Source organism: Lentzea alba (genome assembly GCF_047445655.1).
Classification (GTDB): Bacteria; Actinomycetota; Actinomycetes; order Mycobacteriales; family Pseudonocardiaceae; genus Lentzea; species Lentzea alba_A.
Window position 1 is genome coordinate 1 of the sequence record NZ_JAJAEG010000035.1, and the last position, 26498, is coordinate 26498.

Annotated in this window: 32 protein-coding genes and 1 rRNA gene; 24 read left to right on the forward strand and 9 right to left on the reverse strand. The window is 66.3% G+C overall.

The window, feature by feature from the left end; translation table 11 throughout:
• Positions 1-86: 86 nt before the first annotated feature.
• The 3 genes from rrf to LFM09_RS40665 all read left to right on the forward strand — a co-directional run bounded on the left by rrf (position 87) and on the right by LFM09_RS40665 (position 1930).
• Positions 87-203: ribosomal RNA gene (gene rrf / locus LFM09_RS40655) — 5S ribosomal RNA — on the forward strand.
• 102 nt (positions 204-305) lie between these two features.
• Entirely contained in the window at positions 306-1130 is an 825-nt protein-coding gene (locus LFM09_RS40660) for a GNAT family N-acetyltransferase (RefSeq protein WP_414101977.1), read from the forward strand.
• A complete protein-coding gene (locus LFM09_RS40665) occupies positions 1118-1930 on the forward strand; it encodes a GNAT family N-acetyltransferase (RefSeq protein ID WP_414101978.1) in 813 nt (270 codons plus the stop codon). The genes LFM09_RS40660 and LFM09_RS40665 overlap by 13 nt, the downstream gene beginning before the upstream one ends.
• Here LFM09_RS40665 and LFM09_RS40670 read toward each other — a convergent pair.
• Positions 1927-2376: an Lrp/AsnC family transcriptional regulator gene (locus LFM09_RS40670; protein WP_414101979.1), complete on the reverse strand. Its 450-nt coding sequence runs from the start codon at positions 2374-2376 to the stop codon at positions 1927-1929. The two genes, LFM09_RS40665 and LFM09_RS40670, sit on opposite strands and share 4 nt — an antisense overlap.
• Positions 2377-2456: 80 nt before the next feature.
• Here LFM09_RS40670 and LFM09_RS40675 point away from each other — a divergent pair, with 80 nt between their 5' ends.
• From LFM09_RS40675 to LFM09_RS40700, 6 genes are all read left to right on the forward strand, one after another.
• Positions 2457-2888: a rhodanese-like domain-containing protein gene (locus LFM09_RS40675; RefSeq protein WP_414101980.1), complete on the forward strand. Its 432-nt coding sequence runs from the start codon at positions 2457-2459 to the stop codon at positions 2886-2888.
• Positions 2889-2913: 25 nt separating this feature from the next.
• The gene (locus LFM09_RS40680; protein WP_414101981.1) at positions 2914-3669 is read left to right on the forward strand and encodes a type 1 glutamine amidotransferase; all 756 of its coding nucleotides are present in this window, start codon (positions 2914-2916) and stop codon (positions 3667-3669) included.
• 85 nt (positions 3670-3754) lie between these two features.
• Complete coding sequence (locus LFM09_RS40685) at positions 3755-4888, forward strand: anion permease (RefSeq protein WP_414101982.1); 1134 nt, start codon at positions 3755-3757, stop codon at positions 4886-4888.
• Positions 4885-5070: a hypothetical protein gene (locus tag LFM09_RS40690; RefSeq protein ID WP_112266236.1), complete on the forward strand. Its 186-nt coding sequence runs from the start codon at positions 4885-4887 to the stop codon at positions 5068-5070. The genes LFM09_RS40685 and LFM09_RS40690 overlap by 4 nt, the downstream gene beginning before the upstream one ends.
• A 27-nt stretch (positions 5071-5097) precedes the next feature.
• Entirely contained in the window at positions 5098-7998 is a 2901-nt protein-coding gene (locus tag LFM09_RS40695) for a bifunctional [glutamine synthetase] adenylyltransferase/[glutamine synthetase]-adenylyl-L-tyrosine phosphorylase (RefSeq protein WP_414101983.1), read from the forward strand.
• On the forward strand, positions 7995-8927 hold the full coding sequence (locus tag LFM09_RS40700; RefSeq protein WP_414101984.1) for an NADP-dependent oxidoreductase: 933 nt from the start codon (positions 7995-7997) through the stop codon (positions 8925-8927). Before LFM09_RS40695 ends, LFM09_RS40700 begins: the two co-directional genes overlap by 4 nt.
• Positions 8928-8993: 66 nt before the next feature.
• Here LFM09_RS40700 and LFM09_RS40705 read toward each other — a convergent pair whose 3' ends face one another.
• Positions 8994-9227 carry a hypothetical protein gene (locus tag LFM09_RS40705; RefSeq protein WP_414101985.1) on the reverse strand — a complete coding sequence of 78 codons (234 nt, stop codon included), beginning with the start codon at positions 9225-9227 and terminating at the stop codon, positions 8994-8996.
• Between the two features lie 137 nt (positions 9228-9364).
• On the opposite strand from LFM09_RS40705, the gene LFM09_RS40710 reads away from it, so the two are divergent.
• Genes LFM09_RS40710 through LFM09_RS40720 form a run of 3 tightly spaced genes read left to right on the forward strand, consistent with a single transcriptional unit; the run spans position 9365 to position 10616 of the window.
• A complete protein-coding gene (locus tag LFM09_RS40710) occupies positions 9365-9904 on the forward strand; it encodes a hypothetical protein (protein WP_414101986.1) in 540 nt (179 codons plus the stop codon).
• 31 nt (positions 9905-9935) lie between these two features.
• Positions 9936-10097 (forward strand): hypothetical protein, encoded by a 162-nt coding sequence (locus tag LFM09_RS40715; protein WP_414101987.1) that lies wholly within the window; start codon positions 9936-9938, stop codon positions 10095-10097.
• 18 nt (positions 10098-10115) lie between these two features.
• Positions 10116-10616, forward strand: coding sequence for an NADAR family protein (locus LFM09_RS40720; RefSeq protein ID WP_414101988.1), 501 nt, complete (start codon positions 10116-10118; stop codon positions 10614-10616).
• On the opposite strand, the gene LFM09_RS40725 is transcribed toward LFM09_RS40720, so the two are convergent.
• The 3 genes from LFM09_RS40725 to LFM09_RS40735 form a co-directional block, all read right to left on the reverse strand.
• Positions 10597-11127 (reverse strand): NUDIX hydrolase, encoded by a 531-nt coding sequence (locus LFM09_RS40725; protein ID WP_414101989.1) that lies wholly within the window; start codon positions 11125-11127, stop codon positions 10597-10599. The two genes, LFM09_RS40720 and LFM09_RS40725, sit on opposite strands and share 20 nt — an antisense overlap.
• A gap of 151 nt (positions 11128-11278) precedes the next feature.
• A complete protein-coding gene (locus LFM09_RS40730) occupies positions 11279-11737 on the reverse strand; it encodes a hypothetical protein (protein WP_414101990.1) in 459 nt (152 codons plus the stop codon).
• 95 nt (positions 11738-11832) lie between these two features.
• The gene (locus LFM09_RS40735) at positions 11833-12249 is read right to left on the reverse strand and encodes an NUDIX hydrolase (protein WP_414101991.1); all 417 of its coding nucleotides are present in this window, start codon (positions 12247-12249) and stop codon (positions 11833-11835) included.
• Positions 12250-12343: 94 nt separating this feature from the next.
• Between LFM09_RS40735 and LFM09_RS40740 the strand changes: the two genes are divergently transcribed.
• Together LFM09_RS40740 and LFM09_RS40745 are read left to right on the forward strand one after the other, a co-directional pair.
• Entirely contained in the window at positions 12344-12619 is a 276-nt protein-coding gene (locus LFM09_RS40740) for a hypothetical protein (RefSeq protein ID WP_414101992.1), read from the forward strand.
• 267 nt (positions 12620-12886) lie between these two features.
• Positions 12887-13171: a hypothetical protein gene (locus LFM09_RS40745; RefSeq protein WP_414101993.1), complete on the forward strand. Its 285-nt coding sequence runs from the start codon at positions 12887-12889 to the stop codon at positions 13169-13171.
• 66 nt (positions 13172-13237) lie between these two features.
• Here LFM09_RS40745 and LFM09_RS40750 read toward each other — a convergent pair whose 3' ends face one another.
• Positions 13238-13402 (reverse strand): hypothetical protein, encoded by a 165-nt coding sequence (locus LFM09_RS40750; RefSeq protein WP_414101994.1) that lies wholly within the window; start codon positions 13400-13402, stop codon positions 13238-13240.
• Positions 13403-13541: 139 nt separating this feature from the next.
• On the opposite strand from LFM09_RS40750, the gene LFM09_RS40755 reads away from it, so the two are divergent.
• The 9 genes from LFM09_RS40755 to LFM09_RS40795 all read left to right on the forward strand — a co-directional run bounded on the left by LFM09_RS40755 (position 13542) and on the right by LFM09_RS40795 (position 21957).
• Positions 13542-13796 (forward strand): hypothetical protein, encoded by a 255-nt coding sequence (locus LFM09_RS40755; RefSeq protein WP_414101995.1) that lies wholly within the window; start codon positions 13542-13544, stop codon positions 13794-13796.
• A 74-nt stretch (positions 13797-13870) separates the two neighbouring features.
• A complete protein-coding gene (locus LFM09_RS40760) occupies positions 13871-14641 on the forward strand; it encodes a GntR family transcriptional regulator (protein ID WP_414101996.1) in 771 nt (256 codons plus the stop codon).
• Between the two features lie 120 nt (positions 14642-14761).
• Positions 14762-15181, forward strand: a complete 420-nt coding sequence (locus LFM09_RS40765) for a hypothetical protein (protein WP_414101997.1) — start codon at positions 14762-14764, stop codon at positions 15179-15181.
• Between the two features lie 14 nt (positions 15182-15195).
• Positions 15196-15444, forward strand: a complete 249-nt coding sequence (locus tag LFM09_RS40770; RefSeq protein ID WP_414101998.1) for an AMED_5909 family protein — start codon at positions 15196-15198, stop codon at positions 15442-15444.
• Between the two features lie 355 nt (positions 15445-15799).
• A complete protein-coding gene (locus LFM09_RS40775; protein WP_414101999.1) occupies positions 15800-17278 on the forward strand; it encodes an FtsK/SpoIIIE domain-containing protein in 1479 nt (492 codons plus the stop codon).
• Positions 17278-18951, forward strand: a complete 1674-nt coding sequence (locus LFM09_RS40780; RefSeq protein WP_414102000.1) for a replication initiator — start codon at positions 17278-17280, stop codon at positions 18949-18951. The genes LFM09_RS40775 and LFM09_RS40780 overlap by 1 nt, the downstream gene beginning before the upstream one ends.
• A 13-nt stretch (positions 18952-18964) precedes the next feature.
• Entirely contained in the window at positions 18965-19147 is a 183-nt protein-coding gene (locus LFM09_RS40785; protein ID WP_414102001.1) for a helix-turn-helix domain-containing protein, read from the forward strand.
• A gap of 110 nt (positions 19148-19257) precedes the next feature.
• On the forward strand, positions 19258-20400 hold the full coding sequence (locus LFM09_RS40790) for a tyrosine-type recombinase/integrase (protein WP_414102002.1): 1143 nt from the start codon (positions 19258-19260) through the stop codon (positions 20398-20400).
• 66 nt (positions 20401-20466) lie between these two features.
• Entirely contained in the window at positions 20467-21957 is a 1491-nt protein-coding gene (locus LFM09_RS40795) for an AAA family ATPase (RefSeq protein ID WP_414102003.1), read from the forward strand.
• 141 nt (positions 21958-22098) lie between these two features.
• On the opposite strand, the gene glnA is transcribed toward LFM09_RS40795, so the two are convergent.
• Complete coding sequence (gene glnA, locus LFM09_RS40800) at positions 22099-23523, reverse strand: type I glutamate--ammonia ligase (protein ID WP_414102004.1); 1425 nt, start codon at positions 23521-23523, stop codon at positions 22099-22101.
• A 169-nt stretch (positions 23524-23692) separates the two neighbouring features.
• On the opposite strand from glnA, the gene LFM09_RS40805 reads away from it, so the two are divergent.
• A complete protein-coding gene (locus LFM09_RS40805) occupies positions 23693-24166 on the forward strand; it encodes an RDD family protein (protein ID WP_414102005.1) in 474 nt (157 codons plus the stop codon).
• Positions 24167-24168: 2 nt separating this feature from the next.
• Here LFM09_RS40805 and LFM09_RS40810 read toward each other — a convergent pair whose 3' ends face one another.
• Together LFM09_RS40810 and LFM09_RS40815 are read right to left on the reverse strand one after the other, a co-directional pair.
• Positions 24169-24351: a hypothetical protein gene (locus tag LFM09_RS40810; RefSeq protein WP_414102006.1), complete on the reverse strand. Its 183-nt coding sequence runs from the start codon at positions 24349-24351 to the stop codon at positions 24169-24171.
• Positions 24352-24413: 62 nt separating this feature from the next.
• Complete coding sequence (locus LFM09_RS40815; protein WP_414102007.1) at positions 24414-26399, reverse strand: helix-turn-helix transcriptional regulator; 1986 nt, start codon at positions 26397-26399, stop codon at positions 24414-24416.
• Between the last annotated feature and the right edge of the window lie 99 nt (positions 26400-26498).

Below are 26498 nucleotides of genomic sequence, written 5' to 3' on the forward strand. Positions count from 1 at the left end.
TTGTTACAAAGACGCTACGCATCCACTGTGCGGTTCTGGAAGAACCGAGCGGCATTCCGATCGCCGCAGGTACAACTCCACAGAGTTTCGGTGGTTATAGCGTTGGGGAAACACCCGGTCCCATTCCGAACCCGGTAGTTAAGCCCTTCTGCGCCGATGGTACTGCACTGGTTACGGTGTGGGAGAGTAGGTCGCCGCCGAACAATCGTTCAGAAGACCCCTGCGGGTCGAGCACTTCGCGTGCTCCCCGCAGGGGTCTTCTGCATTTCCAGAATTTCGCTTGCCCGTCCTGATCTGATGGACCCATGGACGCGGTCGTGCACACCAGCCTGGAATCGTTCGACGCCGTCGCCCACGATCGGCTCGCGGCCGATCCGGTGCGCAACACGGTGGCGCTCACCTCACTGGACCGCATTCGACGCCTTCCCGGCGAGCCGACGCCGACTCTCATCACCTTCCACGACAACGGCGAGGTGATCGGCTCACTCGTCCGCACCCCGCCCTGGCCGTTCCAGACCGCCGACCTCCCGCTGGCCGCGGTCGAGCTGGCGGTGAAGATCGCCGTCGAGGTCGACCCGGAGGCGCCGGGGGTGACGGGTCCGCGAGAACGGTCGGAGGCGTTCGCCACAGCGACGGGCAAGGACTTCACCGAGTCGTTGACCACCAGGCTGTACCGCCTCGGCACGCTGGCCCCGCCGGTCGCGGAAGGTTCCGGCCGGCTGGCCACCGAGGACGACGTCGAGCTCCTGGTCGCCTGGCGGCACGCCTTCCTGAAGGAAGCCGTACCGGAGGCGCCGGCCGGGCCGACCGCCGAGGCCATGCGCGGCTCCCTGCGGCTCGGCAACGGCCACGCCCTCTGGGAGATCAACGGCACGCCCGTGGCGTGGGCCGTGGCGAGCCTCCCGCACGCGGGCATGACGCGAGTCGGCCCGGTCTACACCCCGCCCGAGCACCGCAAGCACGGCTACGGCGCCGCGGTCACCGCGATGGTCACGCAGTGGGCGTTGGACCAGGGCGCGACGGCGGTCCTCCTCTTCACGGACCTGAGCAACCCGATCTCGAACTCGATCTACCAACGCATCGGGTACCAACCACTCGACGACTGGGCGGAGTTCTGGTGGAAGCGTTAGTGCACAAGGACATCCACGACTTCGTGGCCACCGCCGGCGCCTTCCTCGACGCCGATCCGGTCAACCACAGCGTGCACCTGACCGCGGTCGACGCCGTGCTGCGCGGCGACAGGCAACCCGTCACGCTGATCTCGTTGCACGACAACGGCACCATTGTCGGCGCGGTGACCAGAATGGAGGGTCGCCCGGTCCACGTCGCCGCCATGCCACCGGCCGCGGCGCCGATCGTGGCCGACGTCCTGCGCGACGGCCCGGACTTCACCGAGATCACCGGCCCGCTCGACCGGGTCGAAGCACTCCGCACGCTGTGGCGCGACGGCGGCACGGAGATCTACCGGCTGCGGCTCTACCGGCTGGGTGACCTGGTGACGCCGGACGTGCCGGGTGAGGCCAGGCTGGCGACGCCGGACGACGACGATCTGATCACCAGGTGGTGGATCGCGTTCGTCTCGGAGCTGGACAGCCTCCACGGCGAGGAGGCCGAGCGGCGCGCGATGGACAGCCGGGGCATGTCGGCCGGGCACATCTTGTGGCTCGTCGACGGAGAGCCGGTGTCGTGGGCCGGCAGCACGACTCCGGTGGGCGGGGTGTCCAGGGTCGGCCCTGTCTACACGCCTCCCGAGCACCGCCGGCACGGCTACGGCGCCGCGGTCACGGCTGCGGTGAGTCGCTGGGCCTACGAGGCCGGCGCCGAACACGTGGTGCTGACCGCGGACCTGGCGAACCCGACCTCGAACTCGGTCTACCAGGGCATCGGCTTCCGGCCCGTCTCGGACTGGACCGAGTTCCGCTGGGACTAGTCGAAGAGCTCGGGCGCGAGCGGGCGGTTCCGCACGTGGGAGGAGAAGACGAGCGAGGTGGTGGTGTCGCCGTAGCGCTGCATCACCTCGACGAGATCCTCCAGCTCGACCATCGAGCGGCAGACGACGCGCAGCAGCCAGCAGTCATCGCCAGTCACGTGGTCCGCGTCCCGGATCTGCGGCAGCGCCAGCACGGCGGACCGGAACCGCGGTGTGTCCAGCGATCGGACCCGGACGCGCACGATCGACTCGATCGGCAGCCCCAGCCGGGCCGGTGAGACCACCGCGGCGAAACCAGTGATCACGCCCAGCGCCTCCAGGCGGCGCACCCGTTCGGTCACGGCCGGCGCGGACAGCGACACCTCGCGGCCGAGTGCCGTGAACGACATCCGCCCGTCCTGCTGCAGCAGCTCCAGGATCTTCCAGTCGACCGCATCGAGTTCCACCTGGAAATCATAAGCAGGAGGCCCGGAACGCCTGGACTTCTGCATGTGCGGAGTCGTAACCGCCCAGCAGGATCAAGGGCATGACCAACGCACTGCGCTTCCCCGCGGCCGACCCGAAATCAGCCGCAGAGTTCTTCGCCGCCGAGCTCGCGTTCGAAGCCGACCCGGACGACGTCCACCGCGACCTGCAGGCCGGCAACACGCAGGGGTACGTGCTCGTGGAGACGCGCGCACCGGAGGCGTTCGCTCAGGCACGCATTCCGGGCGCCATCAACCTGCCCTACCGCGACCTGCCCGAACAGCTCGACCTCGACCCTGAACTGGTCTACATCTGTTATTGCGAGAGCTTCCAGTGCAACGCCGCGACCAAGGGCGCTCTCGCACTTGCCCAACGCGGATACCGGGTGAAGAGGCTCGCCGGAGGCATCACGGCCTGGCGAGACGCCGGGTATCCGGTCGAGACGGACGATCTTGTCCTGGCAAGTGTTTCTAAGGTCGCGTGTCATTGTTGAGTCAAGCCGACATAGGCTCACGTCCGTGACCGCACCGCGTTTGCTCGTTCTGCAGCCCTCGCAGTCCGACCCGCTGGCCAGGCTCGGCGACTGGCTGGAGGCGGACGGCATCGAGCTCCACCTGGTGTCGCTGCAGGACGAGCCCGCGCCCGAGAACCTCGACGGCTACCAGGGCGTGATCTGCCTCGGCGGCGAGATGGGCGCCCTCGACGACCTGCAGCACCCCTGGCTCGCCGACGCCCGCCGGCTGCTCAGCAGCGCCGTGGCGAAGAGGCTGCCGACGCTCGCGATCTGCCTCGGGGCGCAGCTGCTCGCGGCGGCGACCGGAGGACAGGTGCGGCGGGGGCCTCAGGGGCCCGAGGTCGGCGTGCTGTTGGTGGCCAAGCGCGACACCGCCGGGAACGACCCGTTGTTCGCGGATCTGCCGTGGACTCCCGACGTGCTGCAGTTCCACAGCGACGAGGTGCACCTGCTGCCGCCCGGCGCGGAGCACCTCGCGGCGTCACCGAAATACCCGAATCAGGCGTTTCGCGTCGGCGCGTGCGCCTACGGTCTGCAGTTCCACATCGAGACGACCCCGGAAATCGTCTTGAACTGGGCGGCCAAGGATCCTGATTCGGCGGCGTGCGCGCGGCCTGCCCACTTCGACGTGGACTTCCTCGCTGAGGCGCACCGCGACTTCGAAGAGGTGTGGCAGCCGTTCGTCGCCAGATTCGCGAAGATGGTGCGGGGAGAACTGTCGCCCGCGGGGTGTTTGGGCACACAACTTCCGTTGGTGTGACGTTACTTTCGTAGGTTATAAGGCATCCTGAGTACCCGGTACCGTCATCATCGAGCACCTTGTTCGATCCAGCCGGAGGATCAGTGTGGATCCCGCTCTTGTAGTGATCATCGTCGTTGTCACTGCTCTCATCTTCGACTTCACCAACGGGTTCCACGACACGGCCAACGCCATGGCCACCTCCATCGCCACCGGTGCTCTGAAGCCCCGGACAGCGGTCGCGTTGTCGGCGGTCCTCAACCTCGTCGGCGCCTTCCTGTCCGTCGAGGTGGCCAAGACCATCTCCGGCGGCATCGTCGACGACGCCCAGATCACACCCGCTGTCATCTTCGGCGGGCTGGTCGGCGCGATCATGTGGAACCTCGTCACCTGGTACGTGGGTCTGCCGTCGAGCTCGTCGCACGCGTTGTTCGGCGGCCTGATCGGTGCGGCCTGGGTCGCGTCCGGTGTGGACTCCATCCACTTCGCCAAGGTCGTCGACAAGGTGCTGGTGCCCGCGATCGCGGCGCCGTTGATCGCCGGCCTCGTCGCGGCGCTGGCCACGATCCTCGTCTACCGGCTCAAGAAGGCCTCCGACCCGCGCGTCTCGCACACCGGGTTCAAGGTCGGCCAGGTCGCGTCCGCCTCGCTGGTCTCGCTCGCGCACGGCACGAACGACGCGCAGAAGACCATGGGCATCATCACGCTCGCGCTGATCACGTCCGGCTCGCTCGCCCCCGGTTCGGCGCCGCCCACCTGGGTGATCGTCAGCGCCGGTCTCGCGATCGCGCTCGGCACGTACCTCGGCGGCTGGCGCATCACGCACACGCTCGGCCGCGGCCTCACGACCATCGAGCCCGCCCAGGGCTTCGCGGCGCAGACCTCGACCGCCACCGCGATCCTGGCCTCGTCGCACCTCGGGTTCGCGCTGTCGACCACGCACGTCGCGTCCGGCGGCATCATGGGTTCCGGCCTGGGCCGCGACCGGCACGGCGTCAAGTGGGGAACGATGGGCAAGATGGCCGCCGGGTGGCTGCTGACGCTCCCCGCCGCCGGCATCGTCGGAGCGATCGCGGGCAAGTGGGCGTCCAGCGGCACCACTGGTGTCATCGGGGTCGCCGTGATCGGCGCCGCGGTGTCGATCGGCATCTGGATCCTGTCGCGCCGTGAGCCGGTCAAGCCCGAGCACATCGTCGACGAGGTGGCCGCTCAGGCCGAGCTGCACAAGGTGGCGGCATGACGATCAAGTGGGAAGCGCTGCTGCAGGTCTTCGGTGCCACGCTGCTGGTGACGCTGCTCGTGGTCACGCTGTTCGTGCTGGGCATCCGGGCGTTGTCGAGTGACAAGAAGGTGCCCGCCGTCGCGAGCTTCGCCGGCTGCGTCGCGGTCGTGTTGTACGGGCTCTCCCTGATCGTCTTCTAGCGCTGCGAGGACTAGGTTTAGCTCTTGATGAGCGAACCAGTCCGCCACGCGTCACCAGCAAGATTCGGACTCACCGAGCCGCGCAGCGAGGAAGTGCTGCGCGGCCTGGGTCTGTGGGCTGATCGTCGTCCCGCCGACGGCTCGGAACCGGTGCTGGCCGCGCTCTCCCGTTCCCCCGATCCCGACCTCGCGCTGCGCGGGTTGGAACGCCTCCACGCCGCGGCCGACTGGGACGCCCTGTCGGTCGCGCTGCACAAGGACGAGGTCGTGCGCGGCCGCCTGCTGGCCGTGCTCGGATCGTCGACCGCGCTGGCGGACTTCCTAGTCGTGAACCCGGAGCGGTGGCGCTCGCTCACCGAAGGCGTGGACGTGACGCTGGAGCTTTCGGACGGCGACGTGCTGCGCACCGAGTACCGGGCGAAGCTGCTGCTCGTGGCGGCCAACGACCTGGCGCACGTCGTCGAGCCGTCGCTGCCGTTCGTGCCGTACGACACCGTGGCGGCGCAGTTGTCCGATCTGGCCGTGTCGGCGTTGCGGGCGTCGTTGAAGCTCGCCGCGGAACGCGTCAACGGCGCGGACCGGTGCCGGCTCGCGGTGATCGCGATGGGCAAGTGCGGTGCGAACGAGCTGAACTACGTGAGCGACGTCGACGTCGTGTTCGTCGGCGAGGGCGATCTGGGTGCGGCGACCCGGCTGGCCAGCACGATGATGCAGATCGCCGGCCAGTCGTGCTTCGAGGTGGACGCGGCGCTGCGGCCCGAGGGCAAGGCGGGCGCGCTGGTGCGGACGTTGGACGGCCATGCCTCGTACTACAAGAAGTGGGCGCGGACCTGGGAGTTCCAGGCGTTGCTGAAGGCGCGGCCGGTCGCGGGCGACGAGGAACTGGGGCAGGCGTACCTCGACGTCGTGCGGCCCTACGTGTGGACCGCGGCCGAGCGCGAGAACTTCGTCGAGGACGTGCAGGCGATGCGGCGGCGGGTCGAGGACCACGTGCCGTCGGGGCTCGCGGATCGTGAGCTGAAGCTCGGCCGGGGCGGTCTGCGCGACGTCGAGTTCGCCGTGCAGCTGCTGCAGCTCGTGCACGGCCGTTCCGACGAGGACCTGCGGATTCAGGCGACGACGGCCGCGTTGGCGGCGTTGGGCACCGGCGGTTACGTCGGGCGTGAGGACGCGGCGGAGTTCGGGCGCTCGTACCGGTTCCTGCGCACGCTGGAGCACCGGCTGCAGTTGCAGCGTTTACTGCGCACGCACCTCTTCCCGGCTGACGACGACGTCACGGCGTTGCGCTGGCTCGCGCGTTCCATCGGCCTCGCGGCGGATGGGCAGAAGTCGGAGGGGCAGGTGCTGCTCGCGGAGTTCCGCAAGCACGCCAACCAGGTCCGGCGCCTGCACGAGAAGCTGTTCTACCGGCCGCTGCTGCAGTCCGTGGCGGGCGTGCCGACCGAGGCGTTGCGGCTCACGACCAAGGAAGCCGTGGCCCGGCTGGCTGCTCTCGGCTACACCTCGCCCGACGGCGCTTTGCGGCACATCCAGGCGTTGACGCACGGCATGTCGCGGCGTGCTCGCATCCAGGGTGCTCTGCTGCCCGTGCTGCTTGACCTCTTTGCGTTGACGCCGGACGCCGACGGCGGGCTGCTGGCGTACCGGAAGGTGTCCGAGGCGTTGGCCGAAACGCCTTGGTACCTGCGGCTTTTGCGCGACGAGGGCGCGGTCGTCGAACGTCTTGCGGTGCTGCTGGGCACCTCGCGTCTCGTGCCAGATCTGCTGGTGCGGGCGCCGGAGGTGTTGCGGCTGCTCGCGGACACCGACGCGTTGGTCGGCGGTGACCCGCACTCGATCGGGAACCCGTTGCGCAGCGCGGTTTCCCGGTACGGCGACGCGGCGCGGGCGATCGCGGCGGCGAGATCGTTGCGGCGCCACGAGTTGCTGCGGATCGCCGCCGCGGACCTGTTGGGGTTCATGCCGCTCGAGACCGTGTGCATCTCGCTGTCCGAGGTGTGGGCCGCGGTGCTGGAGAGCGCGTTGGACGCGGCCGTGCGCGCGGGTGGTTCGCCGGTTGCCTCGTTGGCAGTGATCGGTATGGGACGGCTCGGCGGGCACGAGCTCGGGTACGGCTCGGACGCGGACGTGATGTTCGTGTGCCGGCCGTTCGAGGGTGTGTCCGATGCCGAGGCGGCGAAGTGGGCCAGCGGCGTGGTGGAGAACATCCGGCGGCTGCTCGGCGCGCCGTCGCAGGACCCGCCGCTGCAGGTAGACGCGGATCTGCGGCCTGAGGGCCGGCAGGGGCCGTTGGTGCGGACGTTGGACTCGTACCGCGCGTACTACCGGCAGTGGGCGGAGCTGTGGGAGAAGCAGGCTTTGCTGCGGGCGCGGTTCATCGCGGGCGATGCCGCTCTTGGTGCCGACTTCGAGGCGTTGATCGAGCCGTTGCGGTATCCCGCTGAGGGGTTGGATGCCGCCTCGGTGCGGGAGATCCGGCGGATCAAGGCGCGGGTCGACGCGGAACGGCTGCCGCGCGGGGCTGATCCGAGCACGCACACGAAGCTCGGGCGGGGTGGGCTGGCCGACGTCGAGTGGACCGTGCAGTTGTTGCAGCTGCAGCACTCCGGTGCGGTTCCCGGCCTGCGCACACCGTCCACAATGGCCGCGATGGAGGCCGCGGTCTCGGCGGGCTTGCTGGCTGCCGAGGACGCTTCGGCTCTGACGGCCGCGTGGAACCTCGCGACCCATGCGCGCAACGCCGTGACGTTGGTGCGGGGCAAGGCGTCCGACCAGCTGCCCACGTCCGGGCGTGATCTGGTCGCGGTCGCTTCCGTGATGGGGTATCAGCCCGGTGGCGATCCGGGAGTGTTCCTGGAGGAGTATCGCCGTACGACCCGCCGCGCACGTGCAGTAGCGGAACGAGTCTTCTACGGTGAGGGACTGTGAAAGCTATCGCGTTTACCGAGTTCGGCGATGCCGACGTCATGTCGTGGCAGGAGCTGCCAGACCCGCTGCTAGGGCCTGACCAGGTCCTGGTGGAGGTGAAGGCGGCCGGGGTGAACCCGGTGGACTTCAAGATCAGAGCCGGGTACCTGCAGGGCCTCATGCCGCACCACTTCCCGTTGATCCCCGGCTGGGACGTCTCGGGTGTCGTGCGGGCGGTCGGCATCGGCGTGACGTACTGGAAGCCTGGCGACGAGGTGCTCGCCTATGCGCGCAAGGACCACGTGCAGTTCGGCGCTTGTGCCGAGCTGATCTCACTGCCGGACCGGATGATCGCGCGCAAACCGTCCAACGTGGACTTCGTGACGGCGGCTGCGCTGCCGTTGGCCGGGTTGACGGCGTTGCAGTCGTTGAAGGCCGTGGACACCGGGGCGGGCGATGTCGTCCTGGTGCACGCGGCTGCCGGTGGCGTCGGCCATCTTCAGGTGCAGATCGCGCGTGAGCTCGGTGCTGAGCGCGTTCTCGGCACGGCGTCGCCGCGCAATCACGACTTCGTCCGCTCGCTCGGGGCCGAGCCGGTGGCCTACGGCGATGCGCTGGTCGACACCGTGGCCGAGCTGGTGGGCGGTGACGGCCTGGTCGACGTGGTGATCGACAACGTCGGCGGGCTCGCGTTCGACCAGTCGTTGCAGCTGGTGCGCGACCGCAGGCAGATGACGTCCATTGTGGACGGGCCGCGGGCGTTGGAGAACGGCGTGATCAACACGTGGGCGCGGCCTCACGCCGGGCAGACGCAGTGGCTGGTCGATCTTGTCGCCGCGGGCAAGTTGCGCGTCGAGGTGCAGCAGACTTTCCCGTTGGCAGAGGCCGTGAAGGCGCACAAGCTGCTCGAAGGTGGGCACGTGCGCGGCAAAGTTGTACTAACTGCCTGAAATCTTCATGTATGGCTTCAGGTTTGGGGGCACTCCTGGTGGGGTGCCCCCACTTCTGAGTGCTGCTCAGTCTTCGTCCGAGTCGGGGTCGACAGCAGGAGCGCTGGTGTAAACCTCGACCACCCACTCCTCCTCCAACGCCTCGGCGTCTTCGGAGTCGGGGACGAGCCGGTTGTAGACGCGGACACCGAGGTCGAGCACGTCAGCGGCCTGAACCGCTTCGAGCGCCTCGGCCGCCGAGTCGACGATGTGGGTGGTGAGCAGCTGCGGAGCCGTGAATTCGGCGACTTCTTGGGACACGCGCGGACACTAGCGCATTGACGTTTCACCCATTCGAGATGAGACTAGGCGCGCTCAGCGGGGGAGCTGTTGTACGTCACGGGGGTCGAACAGAGGAAGTCATGCAGCATCGTCGGGTCACGCGCCGAGGTAAGACCGTGATCGCCATCGCGGGGGTGGCTGCCGGGGTGCTCGCGTTACTCGGTGTGATCCAGTTTGCACTGAGTGGTGACAACTCCGCCGCCCAGCCCAACGTCACGGGCACGACGACTACGTCGAACGGCGTCGAAACCCCTGATGGCGCACTGGAAACCACCGAGCCGTCCGCAGACGTGAAGGTCACGACGGGCTCCTTCAAGCAGCAGCGCGGCATGCTCACCGTCGAGGTGACCCGCGTAGAGGCAGCGAACGGCCGGGTGAAGCTCTTCGTGACGGCCACGAACGCCTCCCAGGCCCGCATGGTCCTCCCCGTGGACGGGATCGCAGTCCTGGACGATCTGAAGCGGACCTACGCGGCCTCGAGCAGCAAGTGGGACGGCCTGGTGACCCAGGGCAGCACGACGTCGGGCACCGTGGTCCTCGACGAGAAGCTCGGCTCGGGTGTGAACTCGCTCACGCTGACGTTCTCCTCCATCTCCGGCCAGTTCGCCCCGACCGGCGCCGCGATCACCGTGACGGGGATCCCGCTGCCGAAGTGAGTTCGTCGGTTCTTCTGGGTACGCCACGTACATGACTCAACGCGGAAGTGATCAGCACGGCCCCGCCCGCGACGACGAGCTGAAGCGCGAGATGGCCAACGAGCTGCGCTCCGGGCGCCCGACCCGTTCGCAGGAGTGGCGCGAGCCGGAGATGCCGGGCTCGGACGAAAACCTTGCTGCTGACGAGCGCTAGGCGCTTAGTGTTCTCGTCGTGAAGTACTTGTTCTTCTGGGGCCATCAGCCCGAACGTGACGGCTCTGTCGGCAAGGGTTGTCTCTCGCAGTGGTGGCCGTGCGTGTTTGAGGTCGACGGGGTCACGTTCGCCTCCGCCGAGCACTACATGATGTGGCGCAAGGCTTTGCTGTTCGACGACACCGCGGTGGCCTCACGTGTCCTGGCTGCTGCCTCTCCTGCCGAGGCCAAGGCCTTGGGGCGTGAGGTCTCCGGGTTCGACGACGAGGTGTGGGTTTCCTCGCGTCTGGAGATCGTGGTCGCCGGCAACCTGGCGAAGTTCGGCCAGGATCCTGCCCTGCGTTCCTACCTGCTGAACACAGGTTCCCGCGTGCTGGTCGAAGCCAGTCCGCAGGACCGCGTGTGGGGCATCGGCCTGGTCGCTTCCGACCCGCGCGCGTCGGACCCGTCGTCGTGGCTGGGCCTGAACCTGCTCGGCGAGGCGCTGATGGAGGTCCGCTCTAGGTTGTCCGCAGCGTGAGGTAGGTCGTGAGTGCTGCCAACGTGATCCCGCACGGGATCAGTCCTTTTCGGATGTACGTCGGGATCTCGTTGAGCGGCACCCACTCGATCTTCTGCGCTTCGGCCGGGTCGTGCTCGCCGGTCTTGACCGGGTCGCTGCCCGTGAAGATGTGCGTGGTGTGAGAGCTGAGGCCGTTCAACGGGTGGATGGTCACCAGCGGCTCGATCCTGCCCGGCCTGTAACCGGTCTCTTCCTCGGTCTCCCGAATCGCCGCGGTCTCGGGCGTTTCATTGGCTTCGCACCGGCCCGCCGGGATCTCCCAGCCCCACGCGTCGGTGGCGAACCTGTGGCGCCACATCAGGAGCACGTTGTCTTGGTGCACGAGCACCACGGCCGTCGACGGGTACGGCAGCCTGAGGACGTGGTGCTCGAACCGTTCGCCCTGCGGCACCTCGACGTCGTCCAGGTCGACGCTCATCCACTCGGACTCGTAAATCCTTCGGGTGCCGTGCACCGTCCACTGTGTCACCCGACAACCTCTATCACGCGCTGCGGGCCTGCCGCGTCCTCGGTACGGTCCGGATCATGTCGCCTGACTTCTGGGCCGGTGCCGGCGTAGGGCTGCTCATCGGGTTGCTGTTCGTGCTCGCGAACTACCTCGTCCGTCGAAAGAGCTGACCTCAGAACTGCCAGCAGTAGAGGCGAAGCTGCCCCGCAGACGCGACCGCGGCGGCGGCCAGCTGTGCTACGCCCTCCACCACCGCCAGCTTCTCGTCCGTGGTCAGTTCGTCGTCATTGATCCTCACGAGGAACTCGCCCCAATGGCCTACGAGCCCACGCAGCTCGTCCGGACCCGCGGCGGCAAGCGCGACCAGGACGTTCTCTGGAACGATGAACACACCGACGCCGTCGTTGAGGAAGTCCGCCACATAGCGCGGCCAGTTGCCGAGGGACAACCGCTCGTCGTCCGCGAACTGCCTCCCTGGTGCCTCGAAGTATCTCGTCCACTCGACCACGGCGTCGTCGGGGTCGAAGCCGTGGAACGTCAGCGAACGCAAGGCACGACCGGGCCTGCTGTTGCGGGTCAATGCTGCGGTCTCGTCGTCGGGCGCGAGGAAGAACGTGATTTCCGAGGGCATGGCGGCATGATCGCAAAGAGAGCGCGAGGCCCGGCGATGAATTACGCCGGGCCTCAGCCGAGCCACCCATGACCTGGTTGGTGGTGGGCCTGCTGTCACAGCAGATTGATGCCGTCGTGAGCACGGGTCTGAGTGCCGGCTTCGAACGCATCGACGACCCGCACCGCGTAGGCCGGTGCCATCGCCTCGTGCACCTCGTCCAACGACATCCACCGAACCTCTGCGGCCTCGCCTGTCGAATGCCTGGGCTCGCTCAGCGGCACACAGCGGAAGACGAGCGCGACAACGCCACGCTCCATGTTCTTGTAGACCCCGGTGAGCCGTTCAACCCGAACCGCGACCCCGGTCTCCTCCAGCACTTCGCGGCGAACGCCGTCCTCGAACGTCTCCGCCAGCTCAAGCACCCCACCCGGCGGCTCCCACCGGCCGTTGTCGCGGCGCCGGATGACGAGAACCTCGCCCTCGCCCCTGATCACAACTCCGGCAACGCTCACCGAGTGACGCTGTGTCATCCACCCCTGCCTTCGAACGAACGCGGCCGCGCAGCCGTGCACAAGGTGAAGAGTCTTGTCGATGCGGCCGAACTTGATCTGACAGGGAGAACCGATGTTCAGCTACTCAGGCCCGGCCCGGCTCGTCTACGCGGACGGCACCGCGGCCGAGCTGGAGCGGGTGGACCTGATCGAGACCGTGAACGACGGCTTCTGGCAGCTGTCCGGCGCGGTAACCTCCGCGCACACCCTCGACGGCGGCGACGCGAGGATCAAACTGCCGACCGGAGGCGAAGCGGACGTCCTGGTCACCAACGTGCGGACCGGCACGAGCGCGCGAGGCGTGTCGTACACCGCGACCCTCCTCGGCACGGAAGGCCGAACAGCCTGAGGGCCGGGTGACAAGAAGTCACCCGGCCCTCAGACCGAAAGAACTGAAGATCAGCCGATCACACGTCGTAGGTTTGTCGCTGGTTCGCGGCTACCTGCGGTTCGCACTATCGCACCTAGTCTGACCTGCTGGTTCGGTATCGAAGTTTGTCGTCGTTGATCGATGCTGATCCACGTCTGACGGCCTGGAGACGGCCTGATCTTGTGTCGGCGCCGACGGGCCATTGACTCGATCGTGTCGACGAGCAATGGGGCAGACTTCGGCGACATGTCACACACGTTGAAGCAGCTGCGCGCAATGACTGACGAAGAGATCGAGAAGGTTCACGATGGCCATGCCAAGAACACGGCTGTGGGTATCAACTACTACCTTGACGAGCTGAGCAGGCGCTCGTTCGAGCGTGCCGCTGCCGCTTCGAATCGTGCCGCTGAAGCGGCTCTTGAGGAGGCTAGGGCGTCACGAGCGCTCGCAAAGGCCAATCTTTGGATCGCTGGATCGGCCTTCGTCGTGGCGATCATTGCCATCGTGGTGCAGCTCGCCACCGCCGCCTAACACACCCGGACTCGGTGGCCGTTGACGCGGAGCGTTGACGGGCGTCGATCGCCGTGCCCAGCTCAATCAGCTCGACCACGGCGCGATCGTCCCGACCGGAGTTCGCTGACAGCTCGTGGTGTCGGTTCCGTTGTTGGCGGCGCGCTGCCACGCGACCACGGGGACCGCGCCGCCGTGGCCGGCGGGCGGAGCGAAGCGGGAGCCCGACGTGCCCGGATGGATGCGGGCCACGCTGGCAGGCGACCGGCCCGCCGCGCGCCGCCGACGGCGGCGCCTTGATCCCATAAAGCAGAATTCAGCAGTGCACGCGGCTGGCTGAACGACGCGGTCGGTATCGTGCCGCACGACCACGGACACAGCGGGAGAGCGAATGACCGGGCAGACCATGAGGTTTCGCTGTCAGCGCGACCACGGCGTGAACGGCTGGTCGATGTTCGATGAGGACGAGTCAGCGCTGGAGCTACTGGGAAAGGCGCAATGCGCTGTCTGTGTGGAAATCGGCATTGAACCCTCGTGTGAAGAAGGCCTGAGCGTCGCCGTTTGTGAATGCTGCGGCTCAACCTGGCGATGGAATGACGGCGAAGTTCAGTTCCTTCCCGGGGCAAATATTTCCATTGCGCACTGACTCCCTGTTTCCAGGCGTGCAGCGGTGCGCTAAACTCGTGTACCTGTGTACACAACCTGGTGGAGGGAGGGGATGTGCCGATCGATCAGTCCAGTGACCGAGCTGTCTACAAGCAGATCGCTGACATCTTGAGAGAAGCGATCAAGGACGGTACGTACGGTCCTGGGGCGCGCCTGCCGTCTGAGAACGAGCTGGCGAAGAAGTACGGCGTGACTCGTGTGACCGCCCGTCGCGCGTTTGCCGAACTTGCAGCGGAAGGCTTGACGGTTTCGCAGCATGGCCGAGGCGTCTTCGTTCGTTCCGCTCCGGTAATCATCCGCGCGAGTATGAATAGGTTCTCGCGCAAGCGTCGCCAGGCTGGTGACGGTGCGTTCGCATCCGAAGTAAAGCGACTCGGTATGACTCCCAGTCAGAAGCTGGTGGAGGTTGGCGAGATCGAACCGCCAGGATTTGTGGCCGAATTGCTGAGGCTTGGTGACGGGGAAAAGGTGGCTGTGCGTCGGCGGATCATGTTTGCCGACGACGTGCCCATGCAGCTGGCGGACAGCTACTTCCCGGCTTCGTTGGCGGCGGGCACCAAGCTCGTTGAGCAGGACTCTGGCCCCGGTGGCTCCTACGCCCGAGTTGAAGACGCCGGTCACATGCTGGCCCGGTTCCGCGAAGACCTCACAGCGCGAATGCCGACGCCCGAGGAAGCGCGCACGTTGCAGCTGGCTGGAGCTGTCCCGGTGGTTCAGCTTGTCCGCGTGGCCTACGACCAGAACGGTCAACCGGTGGAGGTGTTCGACAGCGTTGTAGCTGCCGACAAGTACAGCTTCAGCTACGAGTTTGACGCACCCGAGTAGGGCCTGCCTCCAGGTTCGCCCTGGTCGGCAGGCCTCTTTTGCGGCTTGAATACTTGTGTACACTAGTAGACGAGTGGACAAGCTTGGATACGAGCAACAGGATCAAGAGAGGCAACAGACATGGCTATCCCCGCTGGTCACAGGTTTCCGATCTCCTTCGACGAGCTGTTCCCGCAGGGCTTCTACGTCATCTCGGTGGAGAGGGCGAACGACTACGCCGATGGCAAGAGCAAGCCCGCCGTCTGCAAGCTGACGGGTCGTCCGGTGTGGACGGTGCAAGGCACGGACCCGTCCGCCAAGGGCAAGAACACCGGTCAGGTCGTGAAGATGGCGGCCGACTATCAGCCGGTACCTCCAGAGACGATGCAGGGCACGCCGTTTCGCCCTGCGATGTTCACCGGCCTGAAGGTCACGCCGTATGTGCGTGACGGCTGGGTCAACTACACGATCTGGGCCGACGAGATGCACTCGGCCTTGCCCGCGAACCGTGGTGGCAAGGCAGCTGCGCAGAAGTCCGACGCGTCGCCCGCTGCGGCGTGAGAGGAACGGCTGTGATGACTGTGGCTGAGCAGAAAGTGACATGGGCGCGGATCGCGCAAGTGCAGTCGTTGAGCGAGGCGCACGACTTGTTGCCTCGGATGATGCCGCGCGATGGTGCCGCACCTGCAGACCTGCGGCGGTTCCACGAGAAGAGCGCAGCGGTCTACCAGCGGGTGGCCGAGATCGACCGAGGTCATCACCACGAAGCCTTGTACTGGGCTGACCGTGAGGCCCGGTTGGCGCGAGAACTGGGTGAGGCCTGACCCAAGGGTCTACGAGCGCTGATCAACAACTGAATACCTGTTGGTGTGTCGCACGGAAAGCAGTCGAAAGTCTTGGCGGGCCTCGACTGCTTCCCGGCGACGTACCGACTCGATCTGCCATGCATTCATTGGGACACAAGGAGATTCGAGTCATGCAGAGGGTATCGCCGCATACATGTGGCGCGTCAAGCGGGACCGATCGCCCGTCCGGTTGGAAGCTGCCGAACGGTCGGCGTTGCCAGGTGTGCCACCGGTTCGGGATCTATGCGCCAGGACAGATCAAGTGCTGTGCCTGTCTCGGCTGGCTGCCGCTCATCTTCGTCACGGTCGTCGTCGTGAGCGGCGGTGAGGCGTGATGTCTGGGAACAGGTGGGTTGATCCGGCTCCGTTCGAGGGCGTCCGGCCGCGACTGCCGTGGTGGTTCTTCTTGCCTCGGTGGGTCAAGGTCGTGTCGCTGCCGTTCGCCTTGGCGTACTTGGTCATCTGGCTTGCGGTGCGCCTGGTGATCCTTGCTGCTCACTACCCGGTGGCTGTCGTCCTCGGCATCGCGCTCTACCTGGTCCGCGTCCACTGCGGACTGTGGGCTCTGGTGATCGTCGTGCTGACCACCGTCGGTGGACTGGTGATCTGGGCGGGCCTTCACCGCCCGTCGTTCATCCGACACGCGTGGCTTCGAGCGCTGACGGAATGGCGGCGGGCCACGCTCTACGTGCCGCACTGGCGGACCGTGACGCGACTCGCCGAACTGACGAAGGACAGCAGGGGCAAGGAGTTCCGCCCGCAGCTGCGTCGCGTGCGCTCGGATGGATGGCGTGACCGTGTCCGAGTCAAGATGATCCCCGCGCAGTCTCCGGAGCAGTGGGAGGCCCGACGGGACAACTTGGCGCACTCCTTCAACGCGAAGTCGTGCCGTGTTCGAGTGCTGAAGCCTCGGTTGCTCGAACTCGACTTCATCCACTCCGATCCGCTCGCTCGTCCGATCCCGGCACCCGCGCTGTCTGCGGATGCAGTAGCCGCGAACCTCAAGGGCGTCGTGGTCGGCAAGACGGAGACCGGCCGGCCGTGGCTGCTGCGACTTCTGGGCTCTCAGCTCCTCGTCGTCGGCGTTCCCGGTGCGGGAAAGGGCTCGGTGCTGTGGTCGATCGTGTGGCAGCTCGCTCCGGCTATTCGGGCTGGCCTCGTCCGCCTCGTCGGCATCGACCCCAAGGGCGGCATGGAACTCGGTCAGTGTCCGGACGCCTTTGCCAAGGTCGTCTACGACAACGGCCCCGCAGCTGTGGAGCTCCTGGAGGAGATTGCCGCTGAGGTCAAGGAACGGGCGTCGCGCTACAAGGGCATTCGGCGTCTGTGGACGCGCTCATCCGGTGAGCCGTTCACGGTCCTGATCGTGGACGAACTTGCGGACGTCATCGCCTATCAGACGGACAAGAACCTCCGCGAACGAGCGACTCGCGCCGTCCAGACGATCACCTCGCAGGGACGCGCTCCGGGGTTCGCGGTCGTCGCGCTCGTCCAGGACCCGCGTAAGGAGATCGTCAGCTTCCGCCACCTGTTCACCACGCGTGTGGCGCTGCGCCTCGACGAGCCGATTCAGGTGGACATGGTCCTGGGCGATGGCGTTCGTCAGCGTGGCGCGGCGGCTCACGAGATCAGCGAGAACACGCCCGGCGTGGCCTGGATCAAGCAAGACGGTCGCAGGGAACCGGAACGGGCTCGCGCCTTCCACATCACCGACGCGGACCTGGTTGAGCTCGGCCAGTTCCTGACCGCAGGGGACGCGTCGGTTCGTGAGCTCACCGGACGAACAAGCAGCACAGAGACGGAGGCGGCGTGATGACCGAACCAGACTCGACGGGCGTCGTTCCTGCTGTGCCCCTTGATGTTGCAGGTATGACGTCGGCTGAACGCGCTCGGCTGCCGCTCAGCCTCGACGTGATCAAAGCAGCGGCTGAGCAGCATGGCGTGTGCACCCGACCGGTGATGCGTGAGGTCGTCGACCTCGACACCGGAGAGGTCCGCATCGTCGCGGTCCGTTGCAACTCCACTCAAGCGAGCAAGTGCCCGGCCTGCGCTGACCGCAACCGTCGGTCCCGTATGGCGCAGTGCCGCGAGGGATGGCACCTCGACAACGAACCCGTCGCCGAGCGCGAGGCACCGACGCCCGATCAAGTCGCGTTGGTGACCTACCGTTCGGACCTGACGGCGGAGTATCGCAAGGCTGCGGCTGAGGGTGCGGTGGACCAGGTCGATGACCTGCGTGAAGCCATCCGTGAGGCGGACGCTGACCTGCGTGGGGAGGGTGTCCGCGGGAACCTTCCAGCTGTCGAGCGACCAGCTAAAACAGCCCCGATTCGATCGACTCGTCGGCGTCAGGACGCGCCTAACCTGCCCCGGCGCAAGGTCGACAAGCGCACGGTTGGAAGGGAGTTCGCGGGCAAGTACCGCCCGTCCACGTTCATCACGCTGACGCTTGACAGCTACGGCAAGGTCCGCGATGACGGCACGCCGGTCGCCCCAGACAGCTACGACTACCGCCGTGCTGCTCGGGACGCAGTGCACTTCGCGTCGCTGGTCGACCGATGGTGGCAGAACCTGCGTCGGGTCGTCGGGTTCGATGCGCAGTACTTCGGCACGGTCGAGCCGCAGAAGCGGATCACCCCACATGCGCACTTTGCCGTCCGGGGTTCGATCCCGCATCAGGTCATCCGCGACGTCACGGCGGCTACATACCTCCAGGTGTGGTGGCCCAACCACGACGAGATCAAGTACAGCGGCGACCGGATGCCCGTCTGGGACATGCGCGCCAAGGGTTTCGTGGACCCGGACACCAACCTGCCGCTGGCTTCGTGGGCGGACGCGGTGGCAGACCTCGAAGCTCCGGCACACGTGGCGGAGTTCGGACCGCAGGTGCACTCCAAGGGCATCCTCGGCGGTACCGAGGAAGCTGGACGGCACATCGGCTACCTGACCAAGTACCTCGTGAAGTCCATCGCTGAGGTGGTGCACACGGACGAGTCGGCTCGGGTCTCCGAACACGCCGGCCGCCTGGCCGCCGAGCTGGCCGTCACGCCGTGCTCGGATCGCTGCGCGGTGTGGCTGATCTATGGCGTGCAGCCCAAGGGAACGAACTCCCGGATGACTCCGGGACGCTGCCGCTCCAAGGCGCATCGCAGGGAAACGCTCGGCCTGCCCGGTCGTCGGGTGCTCGTGTCGCGGCGGTGGTCGGGGAAGACCCTCGCCGAGCACAAGGCCGACCGGTCGGCCTTCGTGAAGGAGGCGCTCGCCGCTGCGGGCATCGCCAAGGAGGAGCACACAGACCGGACGCGCTTGATGTGGTCGCCCGTGCGGGCCGGTGATCCACACGTTCCCGGCCGGGCGGAACTGCTCATGCAGATGATCGCCCAGCGGCTCAAGTGGCGAGCGGAGTACGAGCACGCGCAGGCAGTCATCGCCGCGTTGCCTCGGCCTGCGCCCGATGTTTCAGCAACTCCGGCAATGGCTGCCTGATCTGGGGGATCACATGTCGAACGTCGAACCGCTATGGACAGTGGAAGACCTCTCGGCCTTCCTTGGGGTGCCCGTGCACACGATTCGTGGGTGGCGGACGAAGAACTACGGCCCGCCTGCGCGCAGAGTCGGCAAACACCTCCGGTGGGACCCGGCCAAGGTGCGCGAGTGGTTCAACAGCGCTGACGCGGCCTGACAGATCTCGAATTCGAACAAGGGGAGAAGACTGTCATGGGCCACATCCAAGACCGCTGGTGGACCGTCAAGGACGGTGTACGGGAGAAGACTGCCTTGTACGGCAAGGGATTGCGCTACAAGGTGCGCATCCCGTTGCCGGGTGGTGGAGAGCGCACGAAGTCGTTCCCGGATCGCCAGAAGACTGCGGCTGAAGCCTTCCTGCACGAGATGGAGAACGACAAGAACAAGGGGACGTACCTCGACCCTGACGCGGGGAAGATCGCGTTCAGGAAGTACGCGGAGGAGCATTGGCTCGACGGGCAGACGTTCGATGAGTCAACGCGCGAGCAGGTTGAGTTTCGGCTCAAGCTCCATGTCTTTCCGTACTTCGGTGACGATGAGCTGCGGGTGATCCTGCCGTCCACGATCCAAGCGTGGGATCGGAAGCTCCAGAAGAAAGGCCTCGCGGAGACCTACCGACGCACGATCTTCGCCAACGTTTCAGCAATCCTCACGGCTGCGGTGGATGACGAGCGCATCCGTAAGAACCCGTGCAACGCCAAGTCTGTCAAGAAGCCGCGTGGCGAGTATCCGAAGATCGTGCCCTGGGAGCCCGAACGAGTGCACGCGGTTCGGTCGGCGATCGGGGAGCGGTACCGCGTTGGCGTGGACCTGGGCGCGGGTGCCGGTCTGCGGCAGGGAGAGGTCTTCGGCTTCTCGCCGAACGACGTGGATGACTCGGAGGGTGTCATCCACGTCGTGCGTCAGATCAAGATCGTGCGCGGCAAGATGATCTTTGCTCCGCCGAAGCACGGCAAGTGCCGGGATGTACCTCTGGCAAGCAGACTGGGGGAGTCGATCGACGCGCACGTTCAGAAGTTCGAACCGCTTTCGATCACGCTGCCGTGGGGAACTCCTGACGGCAAGCTCGTGACGGTGCCGCTTCTGATCTACACGCGGGAGTCGAAGCAGATCTATCGGCACTCGTTCAACCATCACGTGTGGAAGCGTGCGCTCGTCCAGGCCGGCGTGCCCGCTCCTGGCAGGGCAGAGGGCTTTCACGCACTGAGGCACTTCTTCGCATCCATGCTTCTGGATGATGGTGTGAGCATTCGGGCGCTTGCTGAGTACCTTGGCCACGCTGATCCGGCGTTCACCCTGCGCGTGTACACGCATCTGATGTCGTCTAGTCATCAGCGAGCACGGGCCGCGATCGAGAAGATGCTCCGCACGTGGCCAGCGTTGAGGGGGTGGGCAAGTGAGCTGGCGTAACAACCTAGGTCCTAGCGAGCGATGGGGGAGCTAAGACCGCACGCCAGCTCGGCAGATCGAGGTGTCATGTCAAGGAGCCTGAACGAGCCTTCGTCGACTGTTCGCAAAGTGTCGGATTCGTGGAACACGTTGAGGAAGTCATCAAAAGGCTGGCCGCTCTTCTTGGACGCCGTGACGGTCTCCGGCTTGCGAGGCTGGAGTGCAGAGAAAGTCGAGTTCAGGTTCCCCGTGGTCGCGATTGCGGGCGCCAACGGCTCAGGTAAGAGCACAGTACTCAAGGCTGCTGCTGCGGCATATAGGGCTCGGGACACCGGCTCGAAGCGGGATCCAACCACGTTCTATCCCGATGATTTCTTCCCTAATACGCCTTGGGAAATTGTCGAGAACGTCTACCTTCAGTACAAGTACACGCACGGCGATGTTGATCAGACGAGCTCGTTGCGGAAGCTCACCAAGCGCTGGCGCGGCATGCCTGCACGTCCTGTCCGGCCGGTGTTCTTCCTTGATGTAAGTCGAACCCAGCCGATTGACACACTCATCGGCTACGGAAAGATTGCCAAGGAGTCTGTGTTCGCCGGTGAAGAGGTGGCTCTTGAGGACAAGTATCTGAAAGTGTTGGCCCGAGTTCTCGGCGTGTCCTATGAACACGGGATGATGGTGACGAAGGACGGTAAGAAGGTCGGAGTCCTTGAGGTTGGTGGGACTACCTACTCGAACTTCCATCAAGGAGCTGGCGAAGATGCGACGACGGACCTCGTGGCCATCTTGCAAGAGGTTCCTCGTAACTCTTTGATCATTATCGATGAGGTGGAGTCTTCGCTTCATCCCCGCGCGCAGAGGCGATTGACTACTGAGCTTCTCGAATTGGCTCTTGATCGGAAGCTTCAGATTATTCTTTCGACGCACTCTCCCTATGTTTTTGAGCAGCTCCCTTTGGAAGCTCGTGTCTATGTGAATGTTGACCGAGACAGGCGTCGTCACGTTTTGTACGGTGTTACTCCTGAGTTTGCGCTGAGCATGATGGACGACATTTCCCATCCAGAGCTGGTCGTCTACTGTGAAGACGCCCAGTCAAAGAGCCTCGTCCAGCTTTTGGTTGCCATTGAGGATACGGACGGCTCGTTCGGCAAGAGGCTTGACGTTGTCGCAGTCGGACCCGCTAGCACTGTTCAGACGCTGGGGGAGGTGGCTGACAAAGGTGGATTGCCGGGAAAGGCTGTTGGAGTGCTGGACGGCGATCAGGAGTTCAGCCCTGGTTGCCTGGTTTTGCCTGGCGGGGATGCACCCGAGCGTGTTGTGTTCAATGGTCTGACTGAGGAACAGTGGGGAAAGGTCGCTCAGCGGCTTGCCGTACGGGAGGGCGACCTCCTTGACGCTGTTGATGATGCAAAGCGTCTTGAGAACTCCCACACCTGGCCGCGTCGAACAGCGGAAGCCCTGGGAGCGCGGTTCCGTGCCAGTCGTGTGTGGGATGACGCAGCGGCAGTTTGGGCTGAGGAGCTCGACGCCGACGTGCGTTCCGAGTTCGTCAACGCTCTTACGGCGTACCTGGGCTAAACGGGCAAGGGCCGGGCGACTGAAGCAGTCACCCGGCCCTCGGCCTTTGGTAGATCAAACGGCCTCTCCACGCTGGACGGCCTGGAGACGGCCTGGCTGGGGCTTCAACCGGTGAAACGGCTGGTCAAAGCCCCGCACCGATCACACGTCGTAGTACAGCGCGAACTCGTAGGGGTTCGGGCGCAGACGCAGCGGGTCGATCTCCTGCTCACGCTTGTACGAGATCCAGGTGTCGATCACGTCCGGCGTGAACACGCCGCCCTCGAGCAGGAACTCGTGGTCGGCCTCCAGGTTGTCCAGCACCGCGTCGAGGGTGGCCGGGACCTGCTTGACGTCGCGGGCCTCCTCGGGCGGGAGCTCGTAGAGGTCCTTGTCGATCGGGGCCGGCGGCTCGATCTTGTTCTTCACGCCGTCGAGGCCGGCCATGACCATCGCCGAGAAGGCGAGGTACGGGTTGCCGGACGAGTCGGGGCAGCGGAACTCGATGCGCTTGGCCTTCGGGTTGTTGCCCGTGATCGGGATGCGGACGCACGCCGAGCGGTTGCGCTGCGAGTAGACCAGCGACACCGGGGCCTCGTAGCCGGGGACCAGGCGGTGGTACGAGTTCACCGTCGGGTTGGTGAAGGCCAGCAGCGACGGGGCGTGGTGCAGGATGCCGCCGATGTAGTGGCGGGCGGTGTCGGACAGGCCCGCGTAGCCGCTCTCGTCGTGGAACAGCGGCGCGCCGTCCTTCCACAGCGACTGGTGGGTGTGCATGCCCGAGCCGTTGTCGCCGAAGAGGGGCTTCGGCATGAAGGTGACGGTCTTGCCGGCCTGCCACGCGGTGTTCTTGATGATGTACTTGAACAGCATCAGGTCGTCGGCGGCGTGCAGCAGGGTGTTGAAGCGGTAGTTGATCTCCGCCTGGCCCGCGGTGCCGACCTCGTGGTGGGCGCGCTCGACGGCGAAGCCCTGGGCCTCCATGTTGAGGACCATCTTGTCGCGCAGGTCGGCGTAGTGGTCGGTCGGCGTGACGGGGAAGTAGCCGCCCTTGTACTTCACCTTGTAGCCGAGGTTGCCGCCCTCTTCCTCGCGGCCCGTGTTCCACCAGCCGGACTCGGAGTCGATCTTGTGGAACGACGAGTTCGCGGTGGTGTCGAACTGGATCGAGTCGAAGATGTAGAACTCGGCCTCGGCACCGAAGTACGCGGTGTCGGCGATGCCCGAGTCGGTGATGTACTGCTCGGCCTTGCGCGCGATGTTGCGCGGGTCGCGGCTGTACGCCTCACGCGTGAACGGGTCGTGCACGAAGAAGTTGACGATCAGCGTCTTCTCGATGCGGAACGGGTCCAGGCGCGCGGTGTAGAGGTCGGGCAGCAGCAGCATGTCCGACTCGTGGATCGACTGGAAGCCACGCACGGAGGAGCCGTCGAAGGCGAGACCCTCTTCGATCGCGTCGGCATCGAACGCCTTCGCCGGCAAAGTGAAGTGCTGCATCACGCCGGGCAGGTCGCTGAACCGCACGTCGACGAACTTGACGCCCTCGTCGGAGATGAACTTCAGCACCTCGTCGGAATTTTTGAACACCCTCGTCGACTCCTTGACTATGGAATACGGCTGGTCATCGCGAGCGACCGTATGCGGGCGGTGTTGCCCGTCCGTCACTCGGATGTTTCGCCAGTGTTAACGGGGCGGTTCGAGGGGGCAAGACGACCTGCCGATCCTCACGCGATGTTCACGGGCTTACTCTGGTGGGGTGAGCAGGTGGACCGGTTCGTGGCTGTCAGGACCCCGCTCGGTGCTCGAACCGGGTGAGGAGTCGAACGACGGCAAGCAGCAGCGCTGGCGTGGTGAGCGTCACGGCTTCCCGGAGAAGGGGCCCGGCTCCATCGCCTCGATCGGACGGCGCACGTTCGCCATCCTGGTCGACTTCCTCCTCTCCGCCGGTGTCGCGGCTGTGTTCACGCAGCCGGAACTGCCGCGCAACTGGAGCTTGCTGGCCTGGTTCGTCATCACCGTGGTCGCGGTGGCGTTCTTCGGGTTCACGCCGGGGCACGCGTTGTTCGGGCTGCGGGTGGCGCGGATCGACGGCAAGACCTTCGTGCACCTGCCCCGCGCGCTGCTGCGCACGGTGCTGATCTTCCCGCTGATCCCGGCCCTGGTCTGGGACTCGGACGGACGGTGCCTGCACGACAAGGCGGCAGGCACCGTCGTCATCAAGGTCCGGTAGCTCTACTGACCGGCGCAGTGGCGGCAGTCGATGACCACGCCGTGGCCGGTGTCGACCGGTGTGGCGCTGCCGACCGAGGTGATGCCGCAGTGCCGGCACGGGTCGCCGTCCGCGAGTGCGGTGGCAGTGCCCAGTCCGAGCAGGGCGATGGCAGTGGTGGTCGCGATGACGATGTTCTTCAGCATGGAACGAAGCTATTTGCGGTAAATGCATCCGCGGCAGTCGTGATACCCGCAGCCGTTACGCGTTAGGCACTGCGGGTCACCAGCCAGGTAGCGATCTGCGTGCGGGTCTGCAGGCCGAGCTTCTCGCGGATCTTGGTCAGCCGCGCTTCCACGGTTCGTTCGGACAGCTGCATTCTTTTCGCGATCTGTCGATTCGTGTCACCGCGCGCGACCATCGCGGCTATTTCCCGTTCCCGTTGGGTCAACGGCGAGTCGTCGCCGAGCCCCGGCCAGATCCGGTCGCGGGCGTAGCAAACGACCTGGTCAAGGGGTAGGCGGGCGCCCACCTGCAACGCCGTTCGCGCCTTGGCGGGCGGTAGCGCTGCCTCGGCGGCGGTCAGTGCGGCGGACACCTCGTCCCGCCAGCACGGGTCCTGCGCGCCGCAGGTCTCCTGCACCGCGCCGAGCAGCCGCAACGCGCGTTCCGGCTCGTCGCGGCGAACCGCGGTGATCGCCAGGCCTTGAAGCAGGTAGATGAGGATGTGCTCGTCGGGGGACTGGCCCAACGCCTCGCGGAACTTCTCCTCGGCAGCGCCCGTGTCGCCCCGGCGTAACGCAAGCGCTCCCGCCGTGCGCAGGATCGCGGCGAGCTTCCCCGCGGTCGCGGCCTGGCGGTAGACGGGCAGAGCCTCGTTCACCAGCTGCTCGGCACGCGCGACGTCGCCCGACTGCAGCTCGGTCCACGACAGGTTGTGCTGGACGGTCGCCCGGTCCAGCGGTTCTTCCAGCAGGTCGAGGCAACGTTCATAGGCCGCCCGCGCCTCCACGAACTCGCCACGAGCCATATGAACACCCGCGAGCGCGCTGAGCGCCCTACCGAGGTTTTCGCCGTGCATGTCCTGTGCTGCTGCGCTGCACAGCGCGAACGCCTCGGCGTGGTCGTTCTCCTTCGCTGCCAGCCACCCGGCGTGCACCAGCGCGACGCTGCGGTCGGCTGGGCTCGCCGTCGCGTGCGCGAGCGCATCGTGCAGCAAACGACGGCCGCGCGCCGTGTACCCCGCCTGTGACCAGCACAAAGCGAGTGTGGTCGCGAACAGGAGCTCCCGGTCGTCGCCCTTCTGCGCGGCCACCCGCGTGGCTTGCGCGAGGTTCGCCCGCTCCAGCGAAGCCCGTGCCATGGCGGCCGCAGGCGTGAACACCGGCTCCAGCACGGCCCGTGCGACCTCGGCGAGCCGTGCGCGTGCACGTTCGCAGGTCGTGTCGAGGTCTCCGGCTTCGACGAGCCGTTCGAACGCGTACGCCCTGATGCACTGCAGCAAGCGGTACCTGCGGTTTTCGTCCGGCGGCACCAGCAGCGACTTCGCCACGAGCGCCGTGATCGCGCCCACCAGCTGATCATCCGGCAGTCCGCACACCGCCGAAGCGGTGTCGAGGTCGAACCCGCCCGCGTACACGGACATCTGCCGCAGCACCTGCTGTTCGGTGGCGGTCAACGCGTCCCAGCTCCACGCCAGCGCGGCCCGCAGGCTCGCGTGCCGGGGATGGCCGGTGCGGGTGCCGGTGGCGAGCAGGTCGAGACGGCGCTGGTCCAGCCGCGCCAGCAGCTCCACCAGCGGCAACGCCGGTACGAGGCGCGCGGCGAGCTCGATCGCGAGCGGGGAGTGGTCGAGCCAGGAACAGATCTGGTCGACCGCGTCGGAGCGTGCGACGGAGCCGTGCGCGCGGTCGATGAACAGCTGCGCGCAGTGCGCCGGTGACAGCGGACCGACGTGCAGGAGCAGTTCGCCGGTGATGCGCAGCTCCTCGCGGCTGGTGAGGAGGACGCGGCGGTTCGGTGCGGCGAGCAGCTCCGCCGCGACGCGGGCACAGGCTTCGAGGTGGTGATCGCAGTTGTCCAGCACGACGAAATCGGCGGTGACGTCGACCGCGCTCACTCCGTCGGCAACGTCGATGACCTGTGCGTTCGGCCTCTTGGCCGCGAACTCCGCCGCGAGGCGCGACTTGCCGATGCCCGGCGGTCCCACGACGGTGACGAGCCGGGAGCGGCGCAGGAGCTTGCCCAGGCGCACCCATTCGTCTTCACGGCCCAGAAAGCTGTCGGTCGGCCCCGGCGCGGTGCTCGGGCGCGAATTTTGTTTGGACCGGTTGCGATATGCGCGCTGGCGGCA

What these genes read in the sequence shown, in the direction of transcription:
- LFM09_RS40690 (WP_112266236.1), top strand. Translation starts at nt 4,885, where the DNA reads ATGACGATCAAGTGGGAAGCGCTGCTGCAGGTCTTCGGTGCCACGCTG.
- LFM09_RS40765 (WP_414101997.1), top strand. Translation starts at nt 14,762, where the DNA reads ATGGCTATCCCCGCTGGTCACAGGTTTCCGATCTCCTTCGACGAGCTG.
- LFM09_RS40770 (WP_414101998.1), top strand. Translation starts at nt 15,196, where the DNA reads ATGACTGTGGCTGAGCAGAAAGTGACATGGGCGCGGATCGCGCAAGTG.
- LFM09_RS40735 (WP_414101991.1), bottom strand. Translation starts at nt 12,249, where the DNA reads ATGACACAGCGTCACTCGGTGAGCGTTGCCGGAGTTGTGATCAGGGGC.
- LFM09_RS40715 (WP_414101987.1), top strand. Translation starts at nt 9,936, where the DNA reads ATGACTCAACGCGGAAGTGATCAGCACGGCCCCGCCCGCGACGACGAG.
- LFM09_RS40775 (WP_414101999.1), top strand. Translation starts at nt 15,800, where the DNA reads ATGTCTGGGAACAGGTGGGTTGATCCGGCTCCGTTCGAGGGCGTCCGG.
- LFM09_RS40755 (WP_414101995.1), top strand. Translation starts at nt 13,542, where the DNA reads ATGACCGGGCAGACCATGAGGTTTCGCTGTCAGCGCGACCACGGCGTG.
- LFM09_RS40785 (WP_414102001.1), top strand. Translation starts at nt 18,965, where the DNA reads ATGTCGAACGTCGAACCGCTATGGACAGTGGAAGACCTCTCGGCCTTC.
- LFM09_RS40675 (WP_414101980.1), top strand. Translation starts at nt 2,457, where the DNA reads ATGACCAACGCACTGCGCTTCCCCGCGGCCGACCCGAAATCAGCCGCA.
- LFM09_RS40740 (WP_414101992.1), top strand. Translation starts at nt 12,344, where the DNA reads ATGTTCAGCTACTCAGGCCCGGCCCGGCTCGTCTACGCGGACGGCACC.
- LFM09_RS40730 (WP_414101990.1), bottom strand. Translation starts at nt 11,737, where the DNA reads ATGCCCTCGGAAATCACGTTCTTCCTCGCGCCCGACGACGAGACCGCA.
- LFM09_RS40810 (WP_414102006.1), bottom strand. Translation starts at nt 24,351, where the DNA reads ATGCTGAAGAACATCGTCATCGCGACCACCACTGCCATCGCCCTGCTC.
- LFM09_RS40660 (WP_414101977.1), top strand. Translation starts at nt 306, where the DNA reads ATGGACGCGGTCGTGCACACCAGCCTGGAATCGTTCGACGCCGTCGCC.
- LFM09_RS40695 (WP_414101983.1), top strand. Translation starts at nt 5,098, where the DNA reads ATGAGCGAACCAGTCCGCCACGCGTCACCAGCAAGATTCGGACTCACC.
- LFM09_RS40780 (WP_414102000.1), top strand. Translation starts at nt 17,278, where the DNA reads ATGACCGAACCAGACTCGACGGGCGTCGTTCCTGCTGTGCCCCTTGAT.
- LFM09_RS40795 (WP_414102003.1), top strand. Translation starts at nt 20,467, where the DNA reads ATGTCAAGGAGCCTGAACGAGCCTTCGTCGACTGTTCGCAAAGTGTCG.
- LFM09_RS40745 (WP_414101993.1), top strand. Translation starts at nt 12,887, where the DNA reads ATGTCACACACGTTGAAGCAGCTGCGCGCAATGACTGACGAAGAGATC.